Annotated in this window: 20 protein-coding genes; 11 read left to right on the top strand and 9 right to left on the bottom strand. The window is 57.4% G+C overall.

Annotation, left to right across the window (positions count from 1 at the left end; translation table 11 throughout):
• Positions 1 to 52 precede the first annotated feature (52 nt).
• The 7 genes from ACOERD_RS26585 to trpB all read left to right on the top strand — a co-directional run bounded on the left by ACOERD_RS26585 (position 53) and on the right by trpB (position 6,944).
• A complete protein-coding gene (locus ACOERD_RS26585; RefSeq protein WP_419741013.1) occupies positions 53 to 1,783 on the top strand; it encodes a tryptophan halogenase family protein in 1,731 nt (576 codons plus the stop codon).
• A 222-nt stretch (positions 1,784 to 2,005) separates the two neighbouring features.
• A complete protein-coding gene (gene rpsA / locus ACOERD_RS26580) occupies positions 2,006 to 3,682 on the top strand; it encodes a 30S ribosomal protein S1 (RefSeq protein WP_170377709.1) in 1,677 nt (558 codons plus the stop codon).
• Between the two features lie 269 nt (positions 3,683 to 3,951).
• Positions 3,952 to 4,236 (top strand): integration host factor subunit beta, encoded by a 285-nt coding sequence (ihfB, locus tag ACOERD_RS26575; protein ID WP_008758048.1) that lies wholly within the window; start codon positions 3,952 to 3,954, stop codon positions 4,234 to 4,236.
• A 7-nt stretch (positions 4,237 to 4,243) separates the two neighbouring features.
• Complete coding sequence (locus ACOERD_RS26570; protein ID WP_170378121.1) at positions 4,244 to 4,594, top strand: LapA family protein; 351 nt, start codon at positions 4,244 to 4,246, stop codon at positions 4,592 to 4,594.
• Positions 4,595 to 4,603: 9 nt separating this feature from the next.
• The gene (locus tag ACOERD_RS26565) at positions 4,604 to 5,245 is read left to right on the top strand and encodes a phosphoribosylanthranilate isomerase (protein ID WP_419741012.1); all 642 of its coding nucleotides are present in this window, start codon (positions 4,604 to 4,606) and stop codon (positions 5,243 to 5,245) included.
• Positions 5,246 to 5,292: 47 nt separating this feature from the next.
• A complete protein-coding gene (locus tag ACOERD_RS26560; RefSeq protein WP_419741011.1) occupies positions 5,293 to 5,628 on the top strand; it encodes a hypothetical protein in 336 nt (111 codons plus the stop codon).
• A 68-nt stretch (positions 5,629 to 5,696) separates the two neighbouring features.
• Positions 5,697 to 6,944, top strand: coding sequence for a tryptophan synthase subunit beta (gene trpB / locus ACOERD_RS26555; protein ID WP_419741010.1), 1,248 nt, complete (start codon positions 5,697 to 5,699; stop codon positions 6,942 to 6,944).
• 49 nt (positions 6,945 to 6,993) lie between these two features.
• Here the strand turns inward: trpB and ACOERD_RS26550 are convergent, their stop codons facing one another.
• From ACOERD_RS26550 to ACOERD_RS26515, 8 genes are all read right to left on the bottom strand, one after another.
• Complete coding sequence (locus tag ACOERD_RS26550; RefSeq protein ID WP_419741009.1) at positions 6,994 to 7,314, bottom strand: antibiotic biosynthesis monooxygenase family protein; 321 nt, start codon at positions 7,312 to 7,314, stop codon at positions 6,994 to 6,996.
• A gap of 83 nt (positions 7,315 to 7,397) precedes the next feature.
• Positions 7,398 to 7,775: a DUF2237 domain-containing protein gene (locus tag ACOERD_RS26545; protein WP_170676960.1), complete on the bottom strand. Its 378-nt coding sequence runs from the start codon at positions 7,773 to 7,775 to the stop codon at positions 7,398 to 7,400.
• A gap of 10 nt (positions 7,776 to 7,785) precedes the next feature.
• A complete protein-coding gene (locus ACOERD_RS26540) occupies positions 7,786 to 8,949 on the bottom strand; it encodes a serine hydrolase domain-containing protein (protein ID WP_419741008.1) in 1,164 nt (387 codons plus the stop codon).
• An 81-nt stretch (positions 8,950 to 9,030) separates the two neighbouring features.
• Positions 9,031 to 9,714 (bottom strand): aminoacyl-tRNA hydrolase, encoded by a 684-nt coding sequence (gene pth / locus ACOERD_RS26535; protein WP_170472084.1) that lies wholly within the window; start codon positions 9,712 to 9,714, stop codon positions 9,031 to 9,033.
• A 137-nt stretch (positions 9,715 to 9,851) separates the two neighbouring features.
• Complete coding sequence (locus tag ACOERD_RS26530; RefSeq protein WP_170472082.1) at positions 9,852 to 10,505, bottom strand: 50S ribosomal protein L25/general stress protein Ctc; 654 nt, start codon at positions 10,503 to 10,505, stop codon at positions 9,852 to 9,854.
• A 236-nt stretch (positions 10,506 to 10,741) separates the two neighbouring features.
• Positions 10,742 to 11,908: an alpha-hydroxy acid oxidase gene (locus ACOERD_RS26525; RefSeq protein WP_419741053.1), complete on the bottom strand. Its 1,167-nt coding sequence runs from the start codon at positions 11,906 to 11,908 to the stop codon at positions 10,742 to 10,744.
• A gap of 134 nt (positions 11,909 to 12,042) precedes the next feature.
• Positions 12,043 to 12,834, bottom strand: coding sequence for a tryptophan synthase subunit alpha (gene trpA, locus ACOERD_RS26520; protein ID WP_170719482.1), 792 nt, complete (start codon positions 12,832 to 12,834; stop codon positions 12,043 to 12,045).
• Positions 12,835 to 12,913: 79 nt separating this feature from the next.
• Positions 12,914 to 13,402 (bottom strand): acyloxyacyl hydrolase, encoded by a 489-nt coding sequence (locus ACOERD_RS26515; protein ID WP_419741007.1) that lies wholly within the window; start codon positions 13,400 to 13,402, stop codon positions 12,914 to 12,916.
• Between the two features lie 332 nt (positions 13,403 to 13,734).
• Here ACOERD_RS26515 and ACOERD_RS26510 point away from each other — a divergent pair, with 332 nt between their 5' ends.
• Together ACOERD_RS26510 and ychF are read left to right on the top strand one after the other, a co-directional pair.
• A complete protein-coding gene (locus ACOERD_RS26510; RefSeq protein ID WP_419737763.1) occupies positions 13,735 to 14,766 on the top strand; it encodes an IS110 family transposase in 1,032 nt (343 codons plus the stop codon).
• A 124-nt stretch (positions 14,767 to 14,890) separates the two neighbouring features.
• Positions 14,891 to 15,988 carry a redox-regulated ATPase YchF gene (gene ychF / locus ACOERD_RS26505; protein ID WP_419741006.1) on the top strand — a complete coding sequence of 366 codons (1,098 nt, stop codon included), beginning with the start codon at positions 14,891 to 14,893 and terminating at the stop codon, positions 15,986 to 15,988.
• A gap of 188 nt (positions 15,989 to 16,176) precedes the next feature.
• On the opposite strand, the gene ACOERD_RS26500 is transcribed toward ychF, so the two are convergent.
• On the bottom strand, positions 16,177 to 16,881 hold the full coding sequence (locus ACOERD_RS26500; protein WP_419741005.1) for a hypothetical protein: 705 nt from the start codon (positions 16,879 to 16,881) through the stop codon (positions 16,177 to 16,179).
• Between the two features lie 99 nt (positions 16,882 to 16,980).
• Between ACOERD_RS26500 and istA the strand changes: the two genes are divergently transcribed.
• Together istA and istB are read left to right on the top strand one after the other, a co-directional pair.
• Positions 16,981 to 18,489, top strand: a complete 1,509-nt coding sequence (gene istA / locus ACOERD_RS26495) for an IS21 family transposase (protein ID WP_419737605.1) — start codon at positions 16,981 to 16,983, stop codon at positions 18,487 to 18,489.
• On the top strand, positions 18,476 to 19,207 hold the full coding sequence (gene istB, locus ACOERD_RS26490; RefSeq protein WP_419737606.1) for an IS21-like element helper ATPase IstB: 732 nt from the start codon (positions 18,476 to 18,478) through the stop codon (positions 19,205 to 19,207). The genes istA and istB overlap by 14 nt, the downstream gene beginning before the upstream one ends.
• Positions 19,208 to 19,950: the final 743 nt, after the last annotated feature.

Below are 19,950 nucleotides of genomic sequence, written 5' to 3'. Positions count from 1 at the left end.
AAAAAGGGGGAAGTGGCCACAAAATTCCCTAAGCCAACAGGGACAGACAAACATGACCAAACGTTTGCGCAAAATCACCATCGTGGGTGGTGGGACCGCGGGCTGGATGACCGCGTTGATTTTGGAGATGGTGCTGTCGCGCACCTCCGCGCCCAAGGATCGCCCAGGTATCTGCCTGATCGAAAGCCCCAATATATCGACCGTCGGTGTGGGCGAGGCAACCGTTCCCAGAATGCCGGTCACACTCAGGCAGGCGGGTATTTCCGAGCGGGACTTTTTTCGCGAAACCAATGCCTCATTCAAGCTGGGCGTGAAGTTCTGCAATTGGAACAAGGACGCCAAGGGCAATCGCATCGACTATGTGAACCCGTTTGCCCATGGTCAGATGCTGGAGGGGTTGGAGACGGCCGAGTATTTCCTGCGTTTTGGCAACGGGGATCGGGATTTCACCCAGTCCATTTCGCCGCATGATGATCTGGGTCGGATGTGCAAGGGCGCTCGGCCCTTGGGGGCACCGGAATTCGAGCAGCGCTTTGGTTACGCGTATCACCTGGACGCCGTGAAGTTCGCGGGCATGCTGACCAAGGTCTGCACCAAGCGCGGTGTTGACCATATTCAGGATGAGGTGCAATCGGTCGAGCTGGATGAGCAGGGCAATGTCAGTCACCTGATGCTGGAGCGGAAAGGCCGTCACGACATCGAAATGGTCATTGACTGCACAGGGTTCCGTGGGTTGATCATCAACCAGGCTCTGGGTGAACCCTTCATGGATTACTCGGACTATCTGCCGAATGACCGGGCCATGGCGTTGCAGATTGAACATCCGGATCCGGAAAAGATCGAAAGCCTGACACGCTCAACCGCGCTTGGGGCAGGGTGGACATGGCGCGTGCCGCTCTTCAACCGAGTGGGCACGGGCTATGTGTTCTCATCGGCGCACCGGACGGATGATCAGGCAGCAGATGAATATCTTGAGTGGCTGGGCGACAGCGGCAAGGGTTTGACGCCGCGCGTGATCCCGATGCGCGTTGGGCGCGTGCGTAACGCATGGGTCAAGAACTGCGTGGCAATCGGCCTGTCTGGCGGATTCATTGAGCCTTTGGAAAGCACCGCGATTCACATGATCGACCATGCCGTGCGCTGGTTCGCCGAGCATCTGCCAACACAGGATATCGAACCGGCCTTGCGGACACGCTACAACCGACAGATGGACAAGCTCTATAACGAGGTGTTGGAATTCATCTGTCTGCACTACCGCCTTGGTAACCGCACCGATGACCAGTATTGGATCGACGCTCGGACCGAAATGAAACTGCCTGACAGGTTGGCCGAGAACCTTGAACTCTGGCAGCATCGTTTGCCAATGGAGCATGATATCGAGTTCGTATCCCTGTTCGATCACCGCGTCTATCAGACGGTTTTGTTGGGCAAACAGGTCTATGATACGGGCTATGGCGAAGGCATCCGCGACCGTCTGCGCCCATTGAAGAAACCGATCTGGTTCCATTGGTGGAAGGGCGCGCGCATGCACCTCAATGAGATTCTGCGAACAATGCCGGATCACAAAACGCTTCTGCGCGATATTCGGGGTGAGTTGAAGAAGCCAGGCGGCTGCAGTGACACCCACTGTGGCCATGCCGGGCGCAAAGCCGGCTCCTGTTGTGGTTCAGAATATGCCGAACCTGGCCGAAATCCAAAGCGGTGCGAAGGACCTGCAATTGTTCTAGGGCGCTTAGGCATGGGCAGAGCAATGTTCGACACCCGTTGCGGTGCCGCGATTTAGGCTTTGCCCTTGCGTATCTGGTTGAAACAGCCTACACGCGCGCTGTCTGAACAAGGGCGGTCAACGTCCGGATGACGTATCTGAGCAGGGCCGGGTTACCTCGGCCCTTTGTGTTTGTGTAGTCAGATGCGCACCGGGTCACGCCCCAAGACATCATGAAACAAGACCGGCGGAAACAACCGCTCGGCCAGCAAAAACGTATGTAAAGGAAAACAACGCCACATGGCTAACGCATCCATGGAGGAATTCGAAGCCCTCCTCAACGAAAGCTTCGAAATGGACACGCCCGAAGAGGGTTCTGTTGTCAAAGGTAAGGTTCTGGCGATCGAAGCCGGCCAAGCCATCATCGACGTAGGCTACAAAATGGAAGGCCGCGTTGATCTGAAAGAATTCGCAAATCCCGGCGAAGCCCCTGAAATCGCTGTTGGTGACGAGGTCGAAGTTTACCTGCGCGCCGCAGAAAACGCCCGTGGCGAAGCTGTCATCTCGCGCGAGATGGCCCGCCGTGAAGAGGCATGGGACCGTCTGGAAAAAGCATATGCCGACGACCAGCGCGTCGAAGGTGCAATCTTTGGTCGCGTCAAAGGTGGCTTCACCGTCGATCTGGGTGGCGCAGTTGCATTCCTGCCCGGCTCGCAGGTTGACGTCCGCCCCGTACGCGACGCTGGCCCTCTGATGGGTCTGAAGCAGCCGTTCCAGATTCTGAAAATGGACCGCCGCCGTGGCAACATCGTTGTGTCGCGCCGCGCTATCCTGGAAGAATCGCGTGCCGAACAGCGTGCCGAAGTTATCGGCAACCTGTCCGAAGGTCAGACCGTCGAGGGTGTTGTTAAGAACATCACCGAATACGGTGCATTTGTTGACCTGGGCGGCGTTGACGGGCTGCTGCACGTCACCGACATGGCATGGCGCCGTGTGAACCACCCGTCCGAGATCCTGACGATCGGCGAAACCATCAAGGTTCAGGTCATCAAGATCAACAAAGAGACCCACCGCATCAGCCTGGGCATGAAGCAGCTGCAAGAAGATCCGTGGGATTTGGTTGCTGCGAAATACCCGCTGGGCTCGGTCCATCAGGGACGCGTCACCAACATCACCGACTACGGCGCGTTCGTCGAGCTGGAAGCCGGTGTCGAAGGTCTGGTGCACGTCTCCGAAATGTCCTGGACCAAGAAAAACGTCCACCCCGGCAAGATCGTTTCGACCAGCCAGGAAGTTGACGTCATGGTTCTGGAAATCGACGGCGCCAAGCGTCGCGTTTCTCTGGGCCTGAAGCAGACTCAGCGCAACCCATGGGAAGTGTTTGCAGAAACACACCCCGAGGGCACCGAGGTCGAAGGCGAAGTCAAGAACATCACCGAATTCGGTCTGTTCATTGGCCTCGAAGGCGACATCGACGGCATGGTTCACCTGTCCGATCTGTCCTGGGACGAGCGTGGCGAGGATGCGATCCAGAACTACCGCAAAGGCGATATGGTTTCGGCCGTTGTCTCGGAAGTTGACGTTGAGAAAGAGCGTATCTCGCTGTCGATCAAAGCCCTGGGCGGTGACAAGTTCGCCGAAGCCGTGGGCGGCGTGAAGCGTGGCTCGGTTATCACCGTTGAAGTCACCGCGATCGAAGATGGCGGCATCGAGGTCGAGTACGAAGGCATGAAGTCGTTCATCCGTCGTTCGGACCTGAGCCGTGACCGCGCCGAGCAGCGTCCTGAGCGCTTCAACACCGGCGACAAGGTCGACGTCCGTGTCACCAATGTCGACAGCAAGACCCGCCGTCTGGGCCTGTCGATCAAGGCACGCGAGATCGCCGAAGAGAAAGAGGCCGTGGAACAGTACGGTTCCTCCGACTCGGGCGCATCGCTGGGCGATATCCTGGGTGCAGCGCTGAAATCCGGCGACTAAATCCGGTCTCTGACCCGATACAATTCAACGGCCCCGTACATATGTGCGGGGCCGTTTTTGTTGCGAATCAACAAGTTCTCAAACGGGACGCTAAAATGTACATACTATGTGCATGAACGGGATTTTGGGTGTTCAAGCTAAAAATCATGCGAGTTTGCCCGAAATAGCAGCTACAACACACAGAGTTTACGTTCCCCCGAACCGGGTTTTTTTCTATACTGTCCAGAACACTAGAGATGGTAAACCGGTCGCCTGGGAGGGTAGCGCGCATGATCCGTTCTGAATTGATTCAAAAAATTGCTGATGAAAACCCGCATTTGTATCAACGCGATGTCGAGCGGATTGTGAATACAGTTTTCGAGGAAGTCACCGACGCGATGTCGCGTGGCGACCGGGTCGAGCTTCGCGGATTTGGCGCGTTCTCGGTGAAAAAGCGCGACGCTCGTGTGGGTCGCAATCCGCGCACCGGCGAAACTGTGCAGGTCGAAGAAAAATGTGTACCGTTTTTCAAGACGGGTAAGTTGCTTAGGGACCGATTGAACGGTAAAGCCTGACCTTATGATGCGCTACATTCGATATGCTTTTCTGGGGGCACTGGGGATCATCTTGGTCTCGGTCTCCCTTGCCAACGTAGAATCCGTTGAACTCAAGCTGATGCCCGACCCTCTGGCCGAGCTGCTGGGTTTCAACCTGTCTACCTCGCTACCGTTGTTTCTGGTGGTGCTGGGCGGCGTTGTGGCCGGTCTGGTCATCGGGTTCTTGTGGGAATGGATGCGCGAGCATAAGCATCGTCGCGACGCGACCGTCAAAAAAGGCGAAGTGCGCAAGCTTGAGCGCGAGGTCAAGAAGCTCAAGAAAAAGCAGAATGAAGGCAAGGACGAGGTTCTCGCCATTCTGGATGAGGCAAGCTGAGCCAAAGCAATGCCTGATGTGTCTGTCAAAATCTGCGGTTTGACCGCCCCTGATCACGTGCGCGCTGCGGTTGATGCAGGCGCGCGGTATCTAGGTTTCAATTTCTTCGCCAAATCCCCCCGCTATGCCTCGCCCCAGCAGGCCGCTGAGTTGGCGACCCATGTGCCGGCGGGCGTGGCCAAGGTGGCGTTGGTGGTGAATGCCCCGGATGAGGTGCTGGACGATATCACGCAGAATGCTCCGTTCGATATCCTGCAGCTGCATGGGGGCGAGTCGATTGAACGCGTGCAGCAGATCAAAGACCGGTATGGCTTGCCTGTGATGAAGGTGATCGGGGTGGCCGATGAGGCTGACCTTGCCGCCATTGATGCGTTCAGTGAAGTGGCGGATCAGCTGTTGATTGACGCCAAGCCGCCAAAGAATGCCGTTTTGCCCGGCGGCAACGGCTTGGCTTTTGACTGGCGTCTGCTGGCAGGGCGCAAATACTGGCGCAAGCCGTGGATGCTGGCCGGTGGCTTGACACCTGACAATGTGGCCGAGGCGATCCGCATGACTGGCGCGCGTCAGGTTGATGTCGCATCCGGCGTCGAAAGCGCGCCGGGGGTTAAAGATACCGCCCTGATGAAGGCATTTATCGACGCGACGCGGTGATCTGATCTCGTATTCGCGCCGTATCTCTCGACGGAGAGGTACAAAACATGCTGGCGGCAATAGGCGGCGTTTCTCTGAAACACTGGTACAACGCGCCAGAGTTTTTCTGGCGAGTGGGGCAGGCTTTGCGTCAGGCGCGGGGCTATCCGCTATGTCTGTATGCGGCGACTTTCCGTCAAGACGGTCTCTATTTCTCGCTCAGCGTCTGGCACGATATAGAGGCGATGCTGACCTTCGCCCAATCAGGCCCACACCGTCGCCTGATGCTGGAGGCGAACCGCTTGGCGCATGTGAACCAGTTCCACCATTTCCCTTGCATAGGGATACCTACGGCCGAGCAAGCGCTTGAGCTTTGGCGGCATCATACCCTGGCTGCCGAATGAGGCGTTTTGCCCATGGCAAAACCTGCCGCTACCTCCTATGAACAACGGATACGACGCGGGAGACTTCCATGGCCAACGATCTTTTCAATTCCTTCATGTCCGGCCCTGATGAACAGGGGCGTTTTGGTATTTTCGGCGGGCGTTTTGTCAGCGAGACGCTGATGCCGCTGATCCTGTCGCTGGAAGAGGAATATGACAAAGCCAAGGATGATCCGACGTTCTGGGCAGAGATGGACGATCTATGGGCAAACTACGTGGGCCGCCCGTCGCCTCTGTACTACGCTGAACGCCTGACCGAGCATCTGGGCGGGGCGAAGATTTACCTCAAACGTGATGAGCTGAATCACACCGGCGCGCATAAGATCAATAACGTGTTGGGCCAGATCATTCTGGCGCGCCGCATGGGCAAGACCCGGATCATCGCGGAAACCGGGGCAGGGCAGCACGGCGTGGCCACAGCCACTGTCTGTGCCAAGTTCGGCTTGAAATGTATCGTCTATATGGGCGCCCATGACGTGCAGCGCCAGGCGCCGAACGTGTTCCGCATGCGTCTGCTAGGGGCCGAGGTGATTCCGGTGACCTCGGGCCGTGGGACGCTGAAGGACGCGATGAACGACGCGCTGCGCGACTGGGTGACCAATGTGCGCGACACGTTCTACTGCATCGGCACCGTGGCCGGTCCGCACCCGTACCCGGCTATGGTTCGCGATTTCCAGTCGATCATCGGCAAGGAAGCCAAAGAGCAGATGATGAAGGTCGAGGGCCGTCTGCCCGACACGATCATCGCTGCCATCGGTGGCGGCTCGAACGCGATGGGCCTGTTCTACCCCTTCCTCGACGACAAAGATGTCAACATCATCGGCGTCGAAGCCGGTGGCAAAGGCGTGAACGAGAAGATGGAGCATTGCGCCTCATTGACCGGTGGTCGTCCTGGTGTGCTGCATGGCAACCGGACCTATTTGCTGCAAGACGATGACGGGCAGATTCTCGAAGGCTATTCGATCTCGGCCGGTCTGGATTATCCGGGCATCGGGCCTGAGCATTCATGGCTGAACGATATTGGCCGCGCGAACTATGTCGCCATCACCGACAAAGAGGCGCTTGAGGCGTTCCAGCTCTGCTGTGCCACCGAAGGCATCATCCCGGCGCTGGAGCCCAGCCACGCACTGGCCCATGTGTTGAAGATTGCACCGGATCTGCCGAAGGATCACCTGATCTGCATGAATATGTGCGGACGTGGCGACAAGGACGTGCAGACTGTCGCCAAGTACCTGAACTTCGACATGTCGGACACCGAAGGCCGCACGGCGGACTAATATTCGGTCAAGTTGATGGAACCGGCCCCCAGAAAGGGCCGGTTTTTCTCTAGCCCTCTTTTAGGACGGTTTCGAATCCCTCGAACTGCGGCGGGCCCATCAAGGCGGATTGGGTCTTGCTGTTGCCTGCATTCTTATGCGCGTCGCGGAACTGTTCCGACTTGGTCCAGGCTTCGAAATCTGCGTGGCTATCCCAAGTCACATGGCTGGAATACAGGCGATATCCGTCGCCTTCAGGCCCTTTGAGTAGGCGGAATTCCTGAAACCCTTTCAGCTCGTTCAGACGGCTCTGGCGTTCCTTCCAGATGTTTTCAAAATCGGCCTCACTGCCGGGCCGGACCTTGAAACGGTTCATTGCTATAAAGCTCATGGTATTCCCATTCTGTCTTGATTCAGGCTGGCGAAACGAAATGTCGGCTGGCTGTTGGTATAGAGAGTATTCCCCGCCCGCCGTCAAATGGCGCGCGCTGCGTGTTGGCGCAAGATGTCCAGCGGCACGATCTCAAGTGCGCGCTGATGCGTGGCCTCAAGATGGACCTTGGGCGCACAGCCTTCGTCATGCGCCTGAAGGAAGCGACCGGCACAGAGACACCAGCTGTCCCCGGGGTTGAGGCCCGGAAAGTTGAACTCGGGTCGAGGGGTGCTGAGGTCGTTGCCCACATATTTCGAATAGGCCAGAAACTCAGCCGTCATGACGGCGCAGACAGTGTGGCTGCCCTGATCCTCGATGCAGGTGTTGCAGGCCCCGTCCCGGAAGAACCCGGTCAACGGGTCTTTCGAGCAATCGGCAAGGACGCCGCCGAGAACATTGATGCTGTCTTCTTTCTGCATAAGGCTCACCTTACAGGCTTTGCGCGATACTGCGGAACATTTCGACATTCTGCGCGTTGACGCCCGGATCACGGAATTTGCGATCCGCACCGGTTGTCATGATCAGAACGCCACGAGGCTGGTCGAAATACATATATTGCCCATAGACCCCGCGGGCCAGAAATTCTCCTTCATGCGCGCCAATAGGGATCCACCACTGATAGCCGTAGCCGATCTTTCCCGGCTCGGTCGGGGCGCTGGGCCAGGTTGATTCCTTGATCCATTCCGCGGGCACCAGTTGCTCGCCGTCATGCTCTCCGCCCTGCAGGATCACCTGGCCGAAGCGCGCAAAGTCGCGCGTGGTGAAGTTCAGACCACCCAGTACAAAAGCCACGCCAGCGCCGTCGGTGACATAGTAGCCGTCACGTTCCAGCCCCAAGGGCTGCACGATCTTCTCGGTCATCAGCTCCGTGACGCTGCGCCCGGTGGCGCCACGGATCACCATGTCGATGACATGGGTGTCGATCGACACATATTGCCAGCTCTCCCCAGGTTCGATGAAGCTGTCCTCTAGCGCGATGGTGAAATCATCCAATTCGCCCCCGAGGGCCAAAACGCGACCCATCCGGTTGATGTCAGAGTTCGGGTCAAAATAGTCCTCGTCAAAGACCACCCCGCTGGCCATGTTCAGCACGTTGCGGATCGAGGCGGTCTCATAGGCGCTGCCGGTCAGGTTGGGCGCGTATTTCACCACCGGATCATCAAGCGATGTGATCGCGCCTTCGTCTAGCAGAATCCCCAGAAGCGCCGAAAGATAGCTTTTGGCCACCGACCACGAGATGCGACGGTCGTCGGGACCTGTCCCCAGATAATATTCCTCGAACCGGATCTGGCCGTCCTGCATCACCAGAAGCGAGGTCACGGCGCGATCCTCGATCCAGTCATCGGTCCCTTCGGGCAGGTCAAAACCGGGGCCGTAGGGCAGCTCCCACGTTGGGCCGTTGCCTCGAGGTAGATCGGCGGTTAGGAAAGCCTCATCCATGTGAGAGAAATTTTGGACGATCTTCTCTTCGGAAAAAAGAGAGTTCACGGCCAATAGACGTTGAATTTCTTCGCGTTTCCAGACGCCCACAACCACTGCGGCCAGGACCAGTGCCAGAGTGATCCGCAACACCCATTTGAACAGAGCTTTCATGAAATGCCTCCCTCTTGGTTGACATAGGAGCGCGAGACGCCGCATTCCGCAATCAAGACCTTACGGCACCAAGGGCGCAGGTTATTTGAACTTGTCCAACAGCTTTTGCATGGCCGAGCGGTTGTCGTCTTCGGGAACAGGCTTTGCCTCGGGTTTTGGGGCCGATTTTTCGGGCTTTGACGAGGTGGAAGAGCGGGGTGGGGCGGTTCGCAAAGCCACCGCATTCATGAACTTGCCGCCGTCACCATCCGCAAGATGGCCCGCGCCATCTGCAACGCCGCGCAGTACGTCCTCCAGCCAGTCCCCATCGGCTTTGGCAAAGTCACCCAGAACATAGGGCGAGACCATCTCTTTCCGCCCGGGATGCCCGATGCCCAAACGCACCCGATCATAAGCCGGGCTTATATGCTCATGAATGGATCGCAGCCCGTTGTGCCCGGCATGACCGCCGCCCGCCTTGACCCGCACTTTGCCGGGCGCAAGGTCCAGCTCGTCATGAAAAACGGTCACGTCGGTTGAGTCGAGCTTGTAGAACCGCATCGCCTCGCCCACGGATTGACCCGAGCGATTCATGAAGGTCTGCGGCTTGATCAGAAGCACCTTTTCGTGCCCTAGACGCCCTTCGGCGATCTCGGCCTGAAACTTGGACTTCCAAGGGCCAAAACCGTGATCTTCGGCAATCCGGTCCAGCGCCATGAAGCCGATATTGTGCCGGTTGCGGGCATATTTCGATCCCGGGTTCCCCAATCCGACAAACAATTTCATGCCTCAATCCTCTTTCGCATGCCTTCAGCGCAGAGCGGTGATGGCATGAAATGGCATCCGTTTTCTAGCCCGGTGCCAAAAGAAAACGGGGCCCGATATTAGGCCCCGTTTCACAATCCGACAATTCGAGTTCGGATTTATTCTTCAGCTTCTTCCTGGCCGACGACTTCAACTTCGTCTGCGGCCACTTCTTCGCCTTCTTCGTCGTCGCTGGTCGACAGACCGGTCGGTGCCGAAACGTTGGCGATCACGAAGTCACGGTCGATGGTCGGCTTGGTGCCAGCGGGCAGGTCAACCGACGAGATAGTGACAACGTCGTTGATCTCCATGCCTGTCAGATCAACAGTGATCTTTTCAGGAATGTCGCCAGCGGTGCACATCAGTTCGACTTCCGGACGGACAACGGTCAGAACGCCGCCCTTCTTGATGCCGGGGGCCGCTTCTTCGTTGACGAACTCAACCGGGATGAACAGCGCGATCTTGGTGGTCCGACGCAGGCGCATCAGGTCCAGGTGGGTCGGCAGGTCTTTGACGACGTCACGCTGCACGTCGCGGCAGATGACGCGTACGTCTTCGTGGCCTTCAACCTTCAGGTTCCACAGGGTCGACTTGAACCGGCCTGCTTTCAGGCGCTTGAACAGTTCGTTGAACGGGATCTTGATTGCCAGCGGATCTTTGTCGCCACCAAAAACAACGCCCGGAACCATGCCTTCGCGGCGGGTCTGACGAGCGGCGCCCTTGCCTGTCCCCGTCCGTTCCAGAGCTACGAGATCAGGAATCTCTCCAGCCATGATATATTCTCCAATGTTAGGGCGGGCATCCTCCAAGGCTGTATGCCCGCGTGAAGCTGCGTCCTTAGCTTGTTTCTTACGGTTTGGAAAGCGGTATTTTGCGAGGCTCTGCCTCGCGCTCCGAGGTATTTTCAAACAGAAGAAGATGCGAAGCGTCCGTTGCTTCTTCTGTTCAAAAAATACCTCGTGGGGGTCGCCCCTTCAGGGGCGGCGGGGGCAGCGCTCCCTAGGCCGGTTCAGCTTTGCCAGCGCCCGCCGAAATCTTCGGGTACAAGTAGGTTATGGCGACCCAGATCTGCGACGTTGCGCTCGCCGCACAGGGCCATCGTGGTATCAAGCTCCTTCTGAATGACGTCCAAGGCGGTCGTCACGCCGGATTGACCCATCGCGCCTAGCCCATATACGAAAGCGCGGCCGATATAGGTGCCTTTTGCCCCCAATGCCAAAGCCTTTAGGACGTCCTGACCCGAACGGATGCCGCTGTCCAGATGCACTTCGACATCGCCGCCGACAGCGTCCATGATCTCGGGCAGCATGCGGATTGAACTCAGCGCACCGTCCAGTTGGCGACCCCCGTGATTCGACACTATGATGGCGTCCGCGCCGAGTTTGGCGGCCATCTTGGCATCTTCGGCGTCAAGTATGCCTTTCAGGATCACTTTGCCGCCCCATTGCTCCATCAGTTTTTCGACCTTTGCCCAGTCGAGGCTGGGATCGAATTGCTCAGCCGTCCACGCGCCTAAGGATGAGGCGTCGGAGATACCTTCGACATGACCGACGATGTTGCCGAACTCACGCCGTTTGGCTTGCAGCATCTCGATGCCCCAAGACCATTTCGTCATCAGGTTGGCGATGGTTTTGAGTGTGAGTTTCGGCGGGGCCGAGAGGCCGTTCTTCAGGTCTTTGTGGCGTTGACCTAGGATCTGCAGATCCAGAGTAATTACCAGTGCGGAGCATTTGGCATCCTTGGCCCGCTGGATCAGGCGGCTGACGTAGTCTTCGTCCTTCATGGTGTAGAGCTGGAACCAGAACGGCTTGCTGGTGTGTTCCGCCACATCCTCGATCGAGTTGATAGACATGGTCGAAAGGGTGAAGGGCACACCGAACTCCTCGGCAGCTTTGGCGGCCTTCATTTCCCCGTCCGCGTGTTGCATGCCAGTCAAGCCGACAGGGGCAAGCGCAACCGGAAGCGCCACGTCCTCACCGATCATCTTCGACGCGGTCGACCGATCCGCCATATCCACAGCCACCCTTTGGCGAAGGCGGATTTTCTCGAAGTCCGAGCTGTTTTCGCGAAAGGTCTGCTCGGTCCAGCTGCCGCTTTCCGCGTAGTCGTAGAACATGCGCGGCACACGGCGTTCGTAGATCCGGCGCAGGTCTTCAATCGTCGTAATCACGGGCATGTTCGGGAACCTTCCTTGAATTGTCCCGAACTGTGTAACCGGCAATAGGGCAGTTTCGCAACGCTATCGCGAGATCAAAAAAACGCGGCTGTCCCATGTCAGCCGCGCCTCAAAAGCAACCTGATCGTCAGGGCTTATGCGGAATGGGCACCATCCGCGAGGGACTTCACGAAATCCAGAACCTCGGCCACTGGCTTGCCCGCGCCGATTTGGCTGACGATGGCCGAGCCAACAACAGCCCCATCCGCGACCGAGGCGATGGCTTGCGATTTCTCGGGCGTGTTGATGCCAAAGCCAACAATGACCGGAAGGTCGGTGGCGGATTTGATCCGGGCGACCTCGGGGCCGACATTAGTGGCCTGCGCCTCAGCCGCTCCGGTGATTCCGGTGATCGAGACGTAATATACAAAGCCCGAGGTGTTCTGCAGCACGCGTGGCAGGCGTTTGTCGTCGGTGGTTGGTGTCGCGAGGCGGATGAAGTTCAGACCGGCGGCTTGTGCGGGCAGGCAAAGCTCCTCGTCTTCTTCGGGCGGCAGGTCGACGACGATCAGGCCGTCGATGCCCGCATCTTTGGCATCTTCTAGAAACGCGTCGACGCCACGGCTGTAGATCGGATTGTAATAGCCCATCAGAACAATCGGGGTCGTGTCATCGGTTTCCCGGAACGCGCGCGCTAGATCGAGCGTACGCTGCAGCGTCATACCGCCATCCAAGGCGCGCTGGCCTGCAAGCTGAATCGTCGGCCCGTCCGCCATCGGGTCGGTAAAGGGCAGGCCAAGCTCGATCACATCCACCCCCGCGCCGGGCAGCCCTTTGACAACCTCAAGCGAGGTTTCATAGTCTGGGTCGCCTGCCATCACATAGGCGACAAAGGCCTTTTTCCCCTCGGCTTTCAGAGCGGCAAACTTGGCGTCGATACGGGTCATGGCATGTCCTTGCAGTCAGGTTCGGACCTGATGTGCAGAAAGTTTTGCCGAAAATCAATCCCGCCGCGGCCGCAAACCTTCAGAACGCGAAGTGATAGCGGAAAAGCAGGGCGTTGACGCCCGGATTATCCTCTTGCGTGCTGGCGTTGGATTTGTGGGTGATCGCCAGCGACACCTTGTTGCCATTGTCCAGTGTGTATCCCACCCCAAGAAGGCTGCGGATCTGAAAGCTACCGCCAAGATCGTTCAACTCGTCAGCCTCGGAAAAGTAGCCGGGCATGACGCTGCCTTCCAGAAACCAGCGGTCGTTCAGAGAATAGAGGCCAACCAGACCCGCGCCGATATGGGTATCGCCCGCTTCGTCGATCGACAGGGCTGCGCCCCACCCAACGCTGAACCGGGTCGCCTGATGAAACGGGCGGTGCTGATACTCCAACGCAATAAGCGCATGATCATCCGAGTCGCTGTCTGAGAAATCTGCGAAACCAGCCCCTAGAACAATGGACTGGGCATGCGCCATGCCGGCGCTTATGGCCAGAACAGCCGACAAAGCGAGGATTTTCTTCATAGGAACATTTCCGTTTGGTCTTCGATGTTCCTATTCACGTGCTTATTCCCGTTGCCTGTTTTCAATGCACCCACGAACACAACAGTGGAGGGGGTATGAATGATTTGTGATCGGCCAAACGCCCTGAATCTGTTAGAGGATTCGGGGAGGCGGATAGGTCTCAGGCTGGATGTTTTCGTAGGGCATTGTGACCCTGTAGTGGAGCTTAGCCTTCGCCTGTTTCCGAACAGCCCCCATAGGGCCCGGTTTTGGCCGGTGATCCTGCATAGGAGCTTGGTTTGGCCGTTCACGCCCCATTGGGGGCTCCGCCTCCTTGAGCAGGGAGTATAGCCATGGCTTACATAGGTGTCGATCTTCATACGAATTCCTTCACGATCTGTCGGCGTGAGACGGACGGATCGGAAACATTCCAAACCTTTCAACTGTCCGCGCAGGCGCTTGAGCAGTTCTGTCAGAGCCTTGATGCGGATGACGAACTGGCGGTCGAGGCCACCGGCAACACGGCCTGGTTCTGCGGTGAGGTGGAACCCTGTGTCGGCCGGATCGTTGTGGTCAACCCGCGCCAGTTTAAAGTGATCCGCACATCGGTGAAGAAAACCGATCGCAACGATGCCCGCGCCCTGGCGTTTTTCCTGTCGAAGGACATGCTGCCGGAAACCCGGCTCAAGTCCACTCAGGAAAGCGAACTGGCCTCGCTGACCCGGACGCGTGACATGCTGGTCAAACAGCGCACCATGCTGCTGAACGGCATCCACGCGATGTTTGTCCGCCACGGCATGAAGCTGAAGAAGGAAGGGTTGTCCAGCAAGAAGCGCCTGCGCGACCTGGATCTCAGCCGCTTCACACCGCTTGAGCAGGTCGAACTGGCGGCATTGCGGGACCAGGCGCTCGGCCTGACCGAAACCCTGAGCCGTCTCGACAAGGCCATCGAGGAGGCCGCCTCGGCCATGAAAGGCTTTGAGGGGCTCACCAGCATCAAGGGGATCGGTGCGCGATCTGCCGCGGTCCTGCTGGCGGGGATCGGCAGGGTTGAAGACTTCTCCGACGCGGACAAGCTGGCCGCCTATGTCGGCATCGTGCCCAAGGTGAGCAACTCAAACGAAACCGAACATCACGGGCGGATCACGAAGCGCGGCAACAAGCTCATGCGCACCACGCTGGTGCAATGTACGCTCATCGCGATCCGCTATTCGGGATATCTCAACAGCCATTATCGGCGCATCAAGGAACGCCGTGGCGCGGGCAAGGCGATCATAGCCACTGCCCGCAAGCTGCTCAAGATCATCTATGACACGCTCAAGAACGGCTGGGTCTTCGACGATTTTGTCGAATTTAAAATCAAACAAAATCAATGTCATGCTTGACAATCATCATAGGAACAAAAACGTGAGACCAGCGTGAGGGTGCAGGGCGCCGATCATCCACATTGGCTTGCGAATTCACACTGACCCGCCTAGAAGCAGCCGCGAAAAGCATCAGGAGACCGTCATGGGCTTTAAAATGGGAATCGTGGGTTTGCCGAATGTGGGCAAGTCAACCCTCTTCAACGCGCTGACCAAAACCGCAGCCGCTCAGGCCGCGAATTTCCCGTTCTGCACCATCGAACCCAATGTGGGCGACGTGGCTGTGCCTGATGACCGGTTGGACAAACTGGCGGCGATTGCGGCCTCGAAGCAGATCATCCCGACGCGGATGACCTTTGTGGATATCGCCGGTCTGGTGAAGGGGGCCTCGAAAGGTGAGGGGCTGGGCAACCAGTTTCTGGCCAATATCCGTGAGACCGACGCTATCGCCCATGTGCTGCGCTGTTTCGAAGACGGTGACGTGACCCACGTAGACGGCCGAGTTGACCCGGTGGCCGATGCCGACACGATCGAGACCGAGCTGATGCTGGCCGATCTGGAAAGCATCGAAAAGCGCCGCACCAATCTGGTGCGCAAGCTGAAAGGCAATGACAAAGAGGCGCAGCAGCAGGACCGTCTGCTGGCTGAGGCGCAGGAGATGCTGGAAAACGGCAAGCCCGCGCGTCTGGTTGAGGTCTCGGACGAAGATGCCAAGGCCTGGAAGATGCTACAGCTTCTGACGACAAAGCCTGTGCTTTACGTCTGCAACGTGTCCGAGGAAGAAGCCGCCGAGGGCAACGAATACTCGTCCAAGGTAGCCGAAATGGCCGCCGCGCAAGGCAACGCGCACGTCATCATCAGCGCCAAGATCGAAGAAGAGATCAGCCTGCTGGAAGAGGACGAAGCCGAGATGTTCTTGGGCGAGATGGGTCTGGAAGAGCCCGGCCTCGACCGTCTGATCCGCGCCGGTTACGATCTGCTCAAGTTGGAAACCTATTTCACCGTCGGCCCGAAAGAGGCCCGCGCTTGGACCATCCGCACCGGCACTGCAGCGCCGCAGGCCGCAGGCGTCATCCATGGGGACTTCGAGAAAGGTTTCATCCGCGCCGAGACCATCGCCTATGACGACTACATCGCCGCCAACGGCGAACAGGGTGCGAAAGAGGCAGGCAAGATGCGCGCAGAGGGCAAGGGTTACATCGTCAAGGATGGCGATGTGATGCACTTTTTGTTCAATACTTGAGCATCAGCACCTTCACTGCTCGAATGCTTGGGTGCCATTGAACGAGCACCTGAGCCAACAGCCTTTTTACCCCTAGGCGGTCCTTCTGTTCGGCTTCCATCGCTCAAACCTATTGTACCTTACAACGCACCAGCATGAGACGACGTATCCAAATTCCCTAAGACTACGGAGTGGTCATGCCAGGATGTTTACCGATACGGAGTTACGTCAATCTTTGTCGCTGGGTTCAAATCATCGTTCGGGTCCGTAAAGACGCTTTCTGGAAAGGACACTGAGATGGGCCGATCTATCGTGTCCATGCACAGCATATGATTGTTGTCCCCGTCACCTAGGTTCGCTAGCGCGAGCGGCTTCACTTCATTGCGGGTCCCATCGGGTGCCTCGACGGTGATCGTATATAGATCGCGTTCTGCCTCACCTGGTTCGTTGCCATCCTTAAGCGTCACACCCCCTTCCCACGTTACACGGATCGCCTGAACGACGCCTTCCGTCGGGCAGAGGCTACCCCTTACGCGACGCGGGCCCAAAGTGCCGACAAGTGTCCAGTCCTCCACAACTTCGGCCAAAACAATCGATGGTCCGTCTTCTAGGGGTATCACCGATGCACTAGCTCCCTGAAAATCAAGCGTGCCGTCGATCGACTGCAAATGCCCGACAACGTCAACCCTAACCGGTGGGTCGCTTTCGGCGGGTCCCAATTGCCCTATCAAAAGAACCGTGCGCAACTCCCCAGGGTCTGTAGCTGGGAGAACGGACGCGCAGTGCATCTTCCCCGACGCGCCTGACCGAGTTGTAACTTTGAAATCCCCGGCCTGCATCGTCGAGATGTCTATCTCAGTAGAAAAGATCACGGGCATTCCGGTGTTGCCCTCAGACTGTAGAAAAGCGTGCAATTTTGACCCCCTAAGCGGGGAAATCGGCGTCCAAATTTGACCCCTCCCTATGGTTGTAGACATCCTTTTCATTGAGCAGTCGATGGAGAGGCAAGCGGGATGATTTGCGTGGAAACTATTAGAAAAGTGCGTCGCTTACACCTGATCGAAAAAAAGAGCATCAAGGAAATTTGCCGTTCGCTCAATTTGAGCCGTGCAACGGTTCGAAAGATAATCCGATCGGGAGTGACGGAGTTCAAATATGAGCGCAAATCGCAGCCATACCCGGTGCTCGGGCCTTGGCGCGCGCGTCTGGATGAAACGCTTGAGGAGAACGAGGCGCTTCCGAAGAAACACCGCAAGCGGATGACCAAAATCTGGAAGGAACTCTCCGATGATGGTTTTGGCGGCGGGTATGACAGTGTTCGACGCTACACAAAGAATTGGCGCATTGCGCACGGCCGACAACAGGCGCAGGCGTTCATCCCGCTGATCTTTGATCCTGGGGAGGCGTACCAGTTCGACTGGAGTGTGGAGACGGTTTTGATGGACGGTGCACTCACGACCGTGAAGGTTGCCCATTTCAAACTTTGCCATAGCCGCATGCCATTCTCCATTGCCTATCCGCGCGAGACGCAGGAGATGGTCTTTGATGCCCACGACGAGGCCTTCAAATTCTTTGGTGGAGGCTGCATCAACGGGATCTACGATAACATGACGACCGCCGTCGATGCGATCCTGTCGGGCAAGGAAAGAAAGTTCAACAAGGCATTCTCCCGGATGTGTTCTCATCATCTGGTGAACCCGATCGCCTGTACGCGCGCGGCCGGTTGGGAGAAGGGTCAGGTTGAGAATCTGGTCAAGGAGAGCCGCGCCTATAGTTTTACACCGCGTCTGGAGGTGGCCGACTTCGATGAATTGAATGCCCGGCTGCAAAAAGACGCGATCAAACGCGCAAAAGAACTGCGGCATCCGGAAAACCTGGAGGTGACGGTCTGGGAGGAGTTCCAGCAGGAAAAGCCGCTGCTGACGCATCTGCAGAAGCCCTTCGTCGGGTTCCGTGAAAAGACGGTCGCCGTGAGCCGAACCTGCCTGATCAACTTCGAAAGAAACAAATACAGCGTTGAGGCAAGAGCTGTTGGACGTCAGGTCCAGTTGCAGGTCTACGCCACGCGGATTGTCCTGCGCCAAGACGGTGAGATTGTCGGAGAGCACGAACGGTGCTTCGGCCGAGGAAAAACGATCTTCAACCCTTGGCACTATGTGCCCGTCCTCAAGCGCAAGCCTGGCGCTCTGCGCAATGGAGCACCGTTCCGTGACTGGGACCTACCACCGGCAATGACGCAGATCTGGACCCATCTGCGGGGCACATCCGACGGAGACCGGCAACTTGCCGATATTCTTTTCGCTGCTTACCAGCACGACATTGATGTGGTCGAGGCTGCCTGCGAAGAAGCTCTAAAATCTGGCCTGCGCAAGGCCGATGCGATCCTGAACATTGTCTCTCGGCGCACCAATCCCCCGCCGCCAAAGGCGATTGAGCCGCCTGCCCACCTGCAGCTGAAAATGGCACCGATCGCGGATTGCGCTCGCTATGACAGGCTTGGAGGCTCCCATGCAACTGCGTAAGGAAATTCTCGAACTTGCCCGTCAACTGAAGTTGCCAGGCATCGTCAACTGCTTTGACGAAGTGATGCAGGCCGCAGCCAAAAACAACTGGCGGCCCCAACAGGTCGTGGCCGAACTCCTCACGGCCGAACTGGCCGAAAAGACTGCGCGCTCGATCCGGTATCAGATGGGTGCCGCAAAGTTCCCGGTCTGCAAGTCCTTACCTGAGTTCGACTTCACGGTCAGCCCCGTCAACGAGGAAGTCGTGCGCAATCTTCATGACGGCGATTTTATGGACCAGGCCAGGAATGGCGTGCTGGTCGGTGGAACCGGATCGGGCAAAACGCATCTCGCAACAGCGATCGGGGGCCACGCGGTCAATAACCGCCGGCGGGTCAGGTTCTTCAGCGCTGTGGATCTCGCGAACAAGCTGGAGGCTGAACATCGCGAAGGCAACGCCGGGCGGCTCAGCGAGCAGCTGATCCGCGTCGACCTCGTGATTATAGACGAACTCGGTTATCTGCCGTTCGCAGAGTCTGGTGGACGATTACTCTTCCATCTCATCAGCAAACTGTACGAGCGAACGTCTATTCTGCTAACAACCAACCTCGCATTTGCTGAATGGCCGAGTGTGTTCACAGATGCCAAAATGACCACTGCTCTCCTGGATCGACTGACACACCATTGCGATATCATCGAAACCGGGAACGAAAGCTGGCGAATTAACCACCGCGACTAACCTCGAAATCGGGGAATAAATTCAAAACAGACAGCAGGTCAAACCTTCAGTCGAGCTACGCTCTCTTTTCGGTTTGACCTGCTGTCCACCCCCTCCTGAATCAACCTAAACACGACCCCCTCAACGCCCCTCTTAGCTCCAAGGGGGGTCAAATTTGGACGCCGATGGGGGGTCATTATTCAATGCCGATTGACACCTCAGACCCCCTGCAAATCACATTTGAGACGCGTGGAAGTGCGTCAAGCCCGTGGAAGGCCGAGAGGAGTTTAGCGGATTGGCCGTTCACTTCTCTAGGCAGGCCAGCATCTGGCGTCGTATCAATGAGGTCGCGATTGGATATGTTGTCAGTCCAAGACCCCGGTCCATACATAATGAACCAAACAACTCCGGCGCTGATTGCCACCGTCACACCTAGCAAGCCGGCGATGATGGTCCGCTTCGAAATGCCCTTGATCACACAAGTTACCTCTGCAAGTTGTGGGTCGAGGATTCAATTCTTACCGTAAGCTTCATGTCCAAAGAAGAAGAGTCTGTTAAGAAACCACAAGCGTAGCGAAGCAAGCTCAATGGGTAGCGAGAATTTACTCGTCTAAGCTTCAGTTGGGCAGAACCATCGTCAATAGCGTCGACCGTATCTACACAACTGAACGGCCTGAAAATGGCAGCTTCGTCCGCGCCATTGATTTTCAATACAAGCCCGGCGCAGGGCAGGCTCGTGCCACCGAACGGTGTTGCCAAGTGGA

Origin of the sequence: Ruegeria sp., from assembly GCF_965199275.1 — a bacterium.
Lineage (GTDB): Bacteria > Pseudomonadota > Alphaproteobacteria > Rhodobacterales > Rhodobacteraceae > Ruegeria.
Note: the sequence above shows the minus strand (reverse complement) of the source record. Positions and strands in the feature narration are given on the sequence as shown.

What these genes read in the sequence shown, in the direction of transcription:
- ACOERD_RS26565 (WP_419741012.1), top strand. Translation starts at nt 4,604, where the DNA reads ATGCCTGATGTGTCTGTCAAAATCTGCGGTTTGACCGCCCCTGATCAC.
- ihfB (WP_008758048.1), top strand. Translation starts at nt 3,952, where the DNA reads ATGATCCGTTCTGAATTGATTCAAAAAATTGCTGATGAAAACCCGCAT.
- ACOERD_RS26545 (WP_170676960.1), bottom strand. Translation starts at nt 7,775, where the DNA reads ATGCAGAAAGAAGACAGCATCAATGTTCTCGGCGGCGTCCTTGCCGAT.
- istB (WP_419737606.1), top strand. Translation starts at nt 18,476, where the DNA reads ATGCAACTGCGTAAGGAAATTCTCGAACTTGCCCGTCAACTGAAGTTG.
- ACOERD_RS26510 (WP_419737763.1), top strand. Translation starts at nt 13,735, where the DNA reads ATGGCTTACATAGGTGTCGATCTTCATACGAATTCCTTCACGATCTGT.
- istA (WP_419737605.1), top strand. Translation starts at nt 16,981, where the DNA reads ATGATTTGCGTGGAAACTATTAGAAAAGTGCGTCGCTTACACCTGATC.
- ACOERD_RS26515 (WP_419741007.1), bottom strand. Translation starts at nt 13,402, where the DNA reads ATGAAGAAAATCCTCGCTTTGTCGGCTGTTCTGGCCATAAGCGCCGGC.
- ychF (WP_419741006.1), top strand. Translation starts at nt 14,891, where the DNA reads ATGGGCTTTAAAATGGGAATCGTGGGTTTGCCGAATGTGGGCAAGTCA.
- ACOERD_RS26530 (WP_170472082.1), bottom strand. Translation starts at nt 10,505, where the DNA reads ATGGCTGGAGAGATTCCTGATCTCGTAGCTCTGGAACGGACGGGGACA.
- trpA (WP_170719482.1), bottom strand. Translation starts at nt 12,834, where the DNA reads ATGACCCGTATCGACGCCAAGTTTGCCGCTCTGAAAGCCGAGGGGAAA.
- pth (WP_170472084.1), bottom strand. Translation starts at nt 9,714, where the DNA reads ATGAAATTGTTTGTCGGATTGGGGAACCCGGGATCGAAATATGCCCGC.
- ACOERD_RS26570 (WP_170378121.1), top strand. Translation starts at nt 4,244, where the DNA reads ATGCGCTACATTCGATATGCTTTTCTGGGGGCACTGGGGATCATCTTG.
- ACOERD_RS26550 (WP_419741009.1), bottom strand. Translation starts at nt 7,314, where the DNA reads ATGAGCTTTATAGCAATGAACCGTTTCAAGGTCCGGCCCGGCAGTGAG.
- ACOERD_RS26585 (WP_419741013.1), top strand. Translation starts at nt 53, where the DNA reads ATGACCAAACGTTTGCGCAAAATCACCATCGTGGGTGGTGGGACCGCG.
- rpsA (WP_170377709.1), top strand. Translation starts at nt 2,006, where the DNA reads ATGGCTAACGCATCCATGGAGGAATTCGAAGCCCTCCTCAACGAAAGC.
- ACOERD_RS26525 (WP_419741053.1), bottom strand. Translation starts at nt 11,908, where the DNA reads ATGCCCGTGATTACGACGATTGAAGACCTGCGCCGGATCTACGAACGC.
- ACOERD_RS26540 (WP_419741008.1), bottom strand. Translation starts at nt 8,949, where the DNA reads ATGAAAGCTCTGTTCAAATGGGTGTTGCGGATCACTCTGGCACTGGTC.
- trpB (WP_419741010.1), top strand. Translation starts at nt 5,697, where the DNA reads ATGGCCAACGATCTTTTCAATTCCTTCATGTCCGGCCCTGATGAACAG.
- ACOERD_RS26560 (WP_419741011.1), top strand. Translation starts at nt 5,293, where the DNA reads ATGCTGGCGGCAATAGGCGGCGTTTCTCTGAAACACTGGTACAACGCG.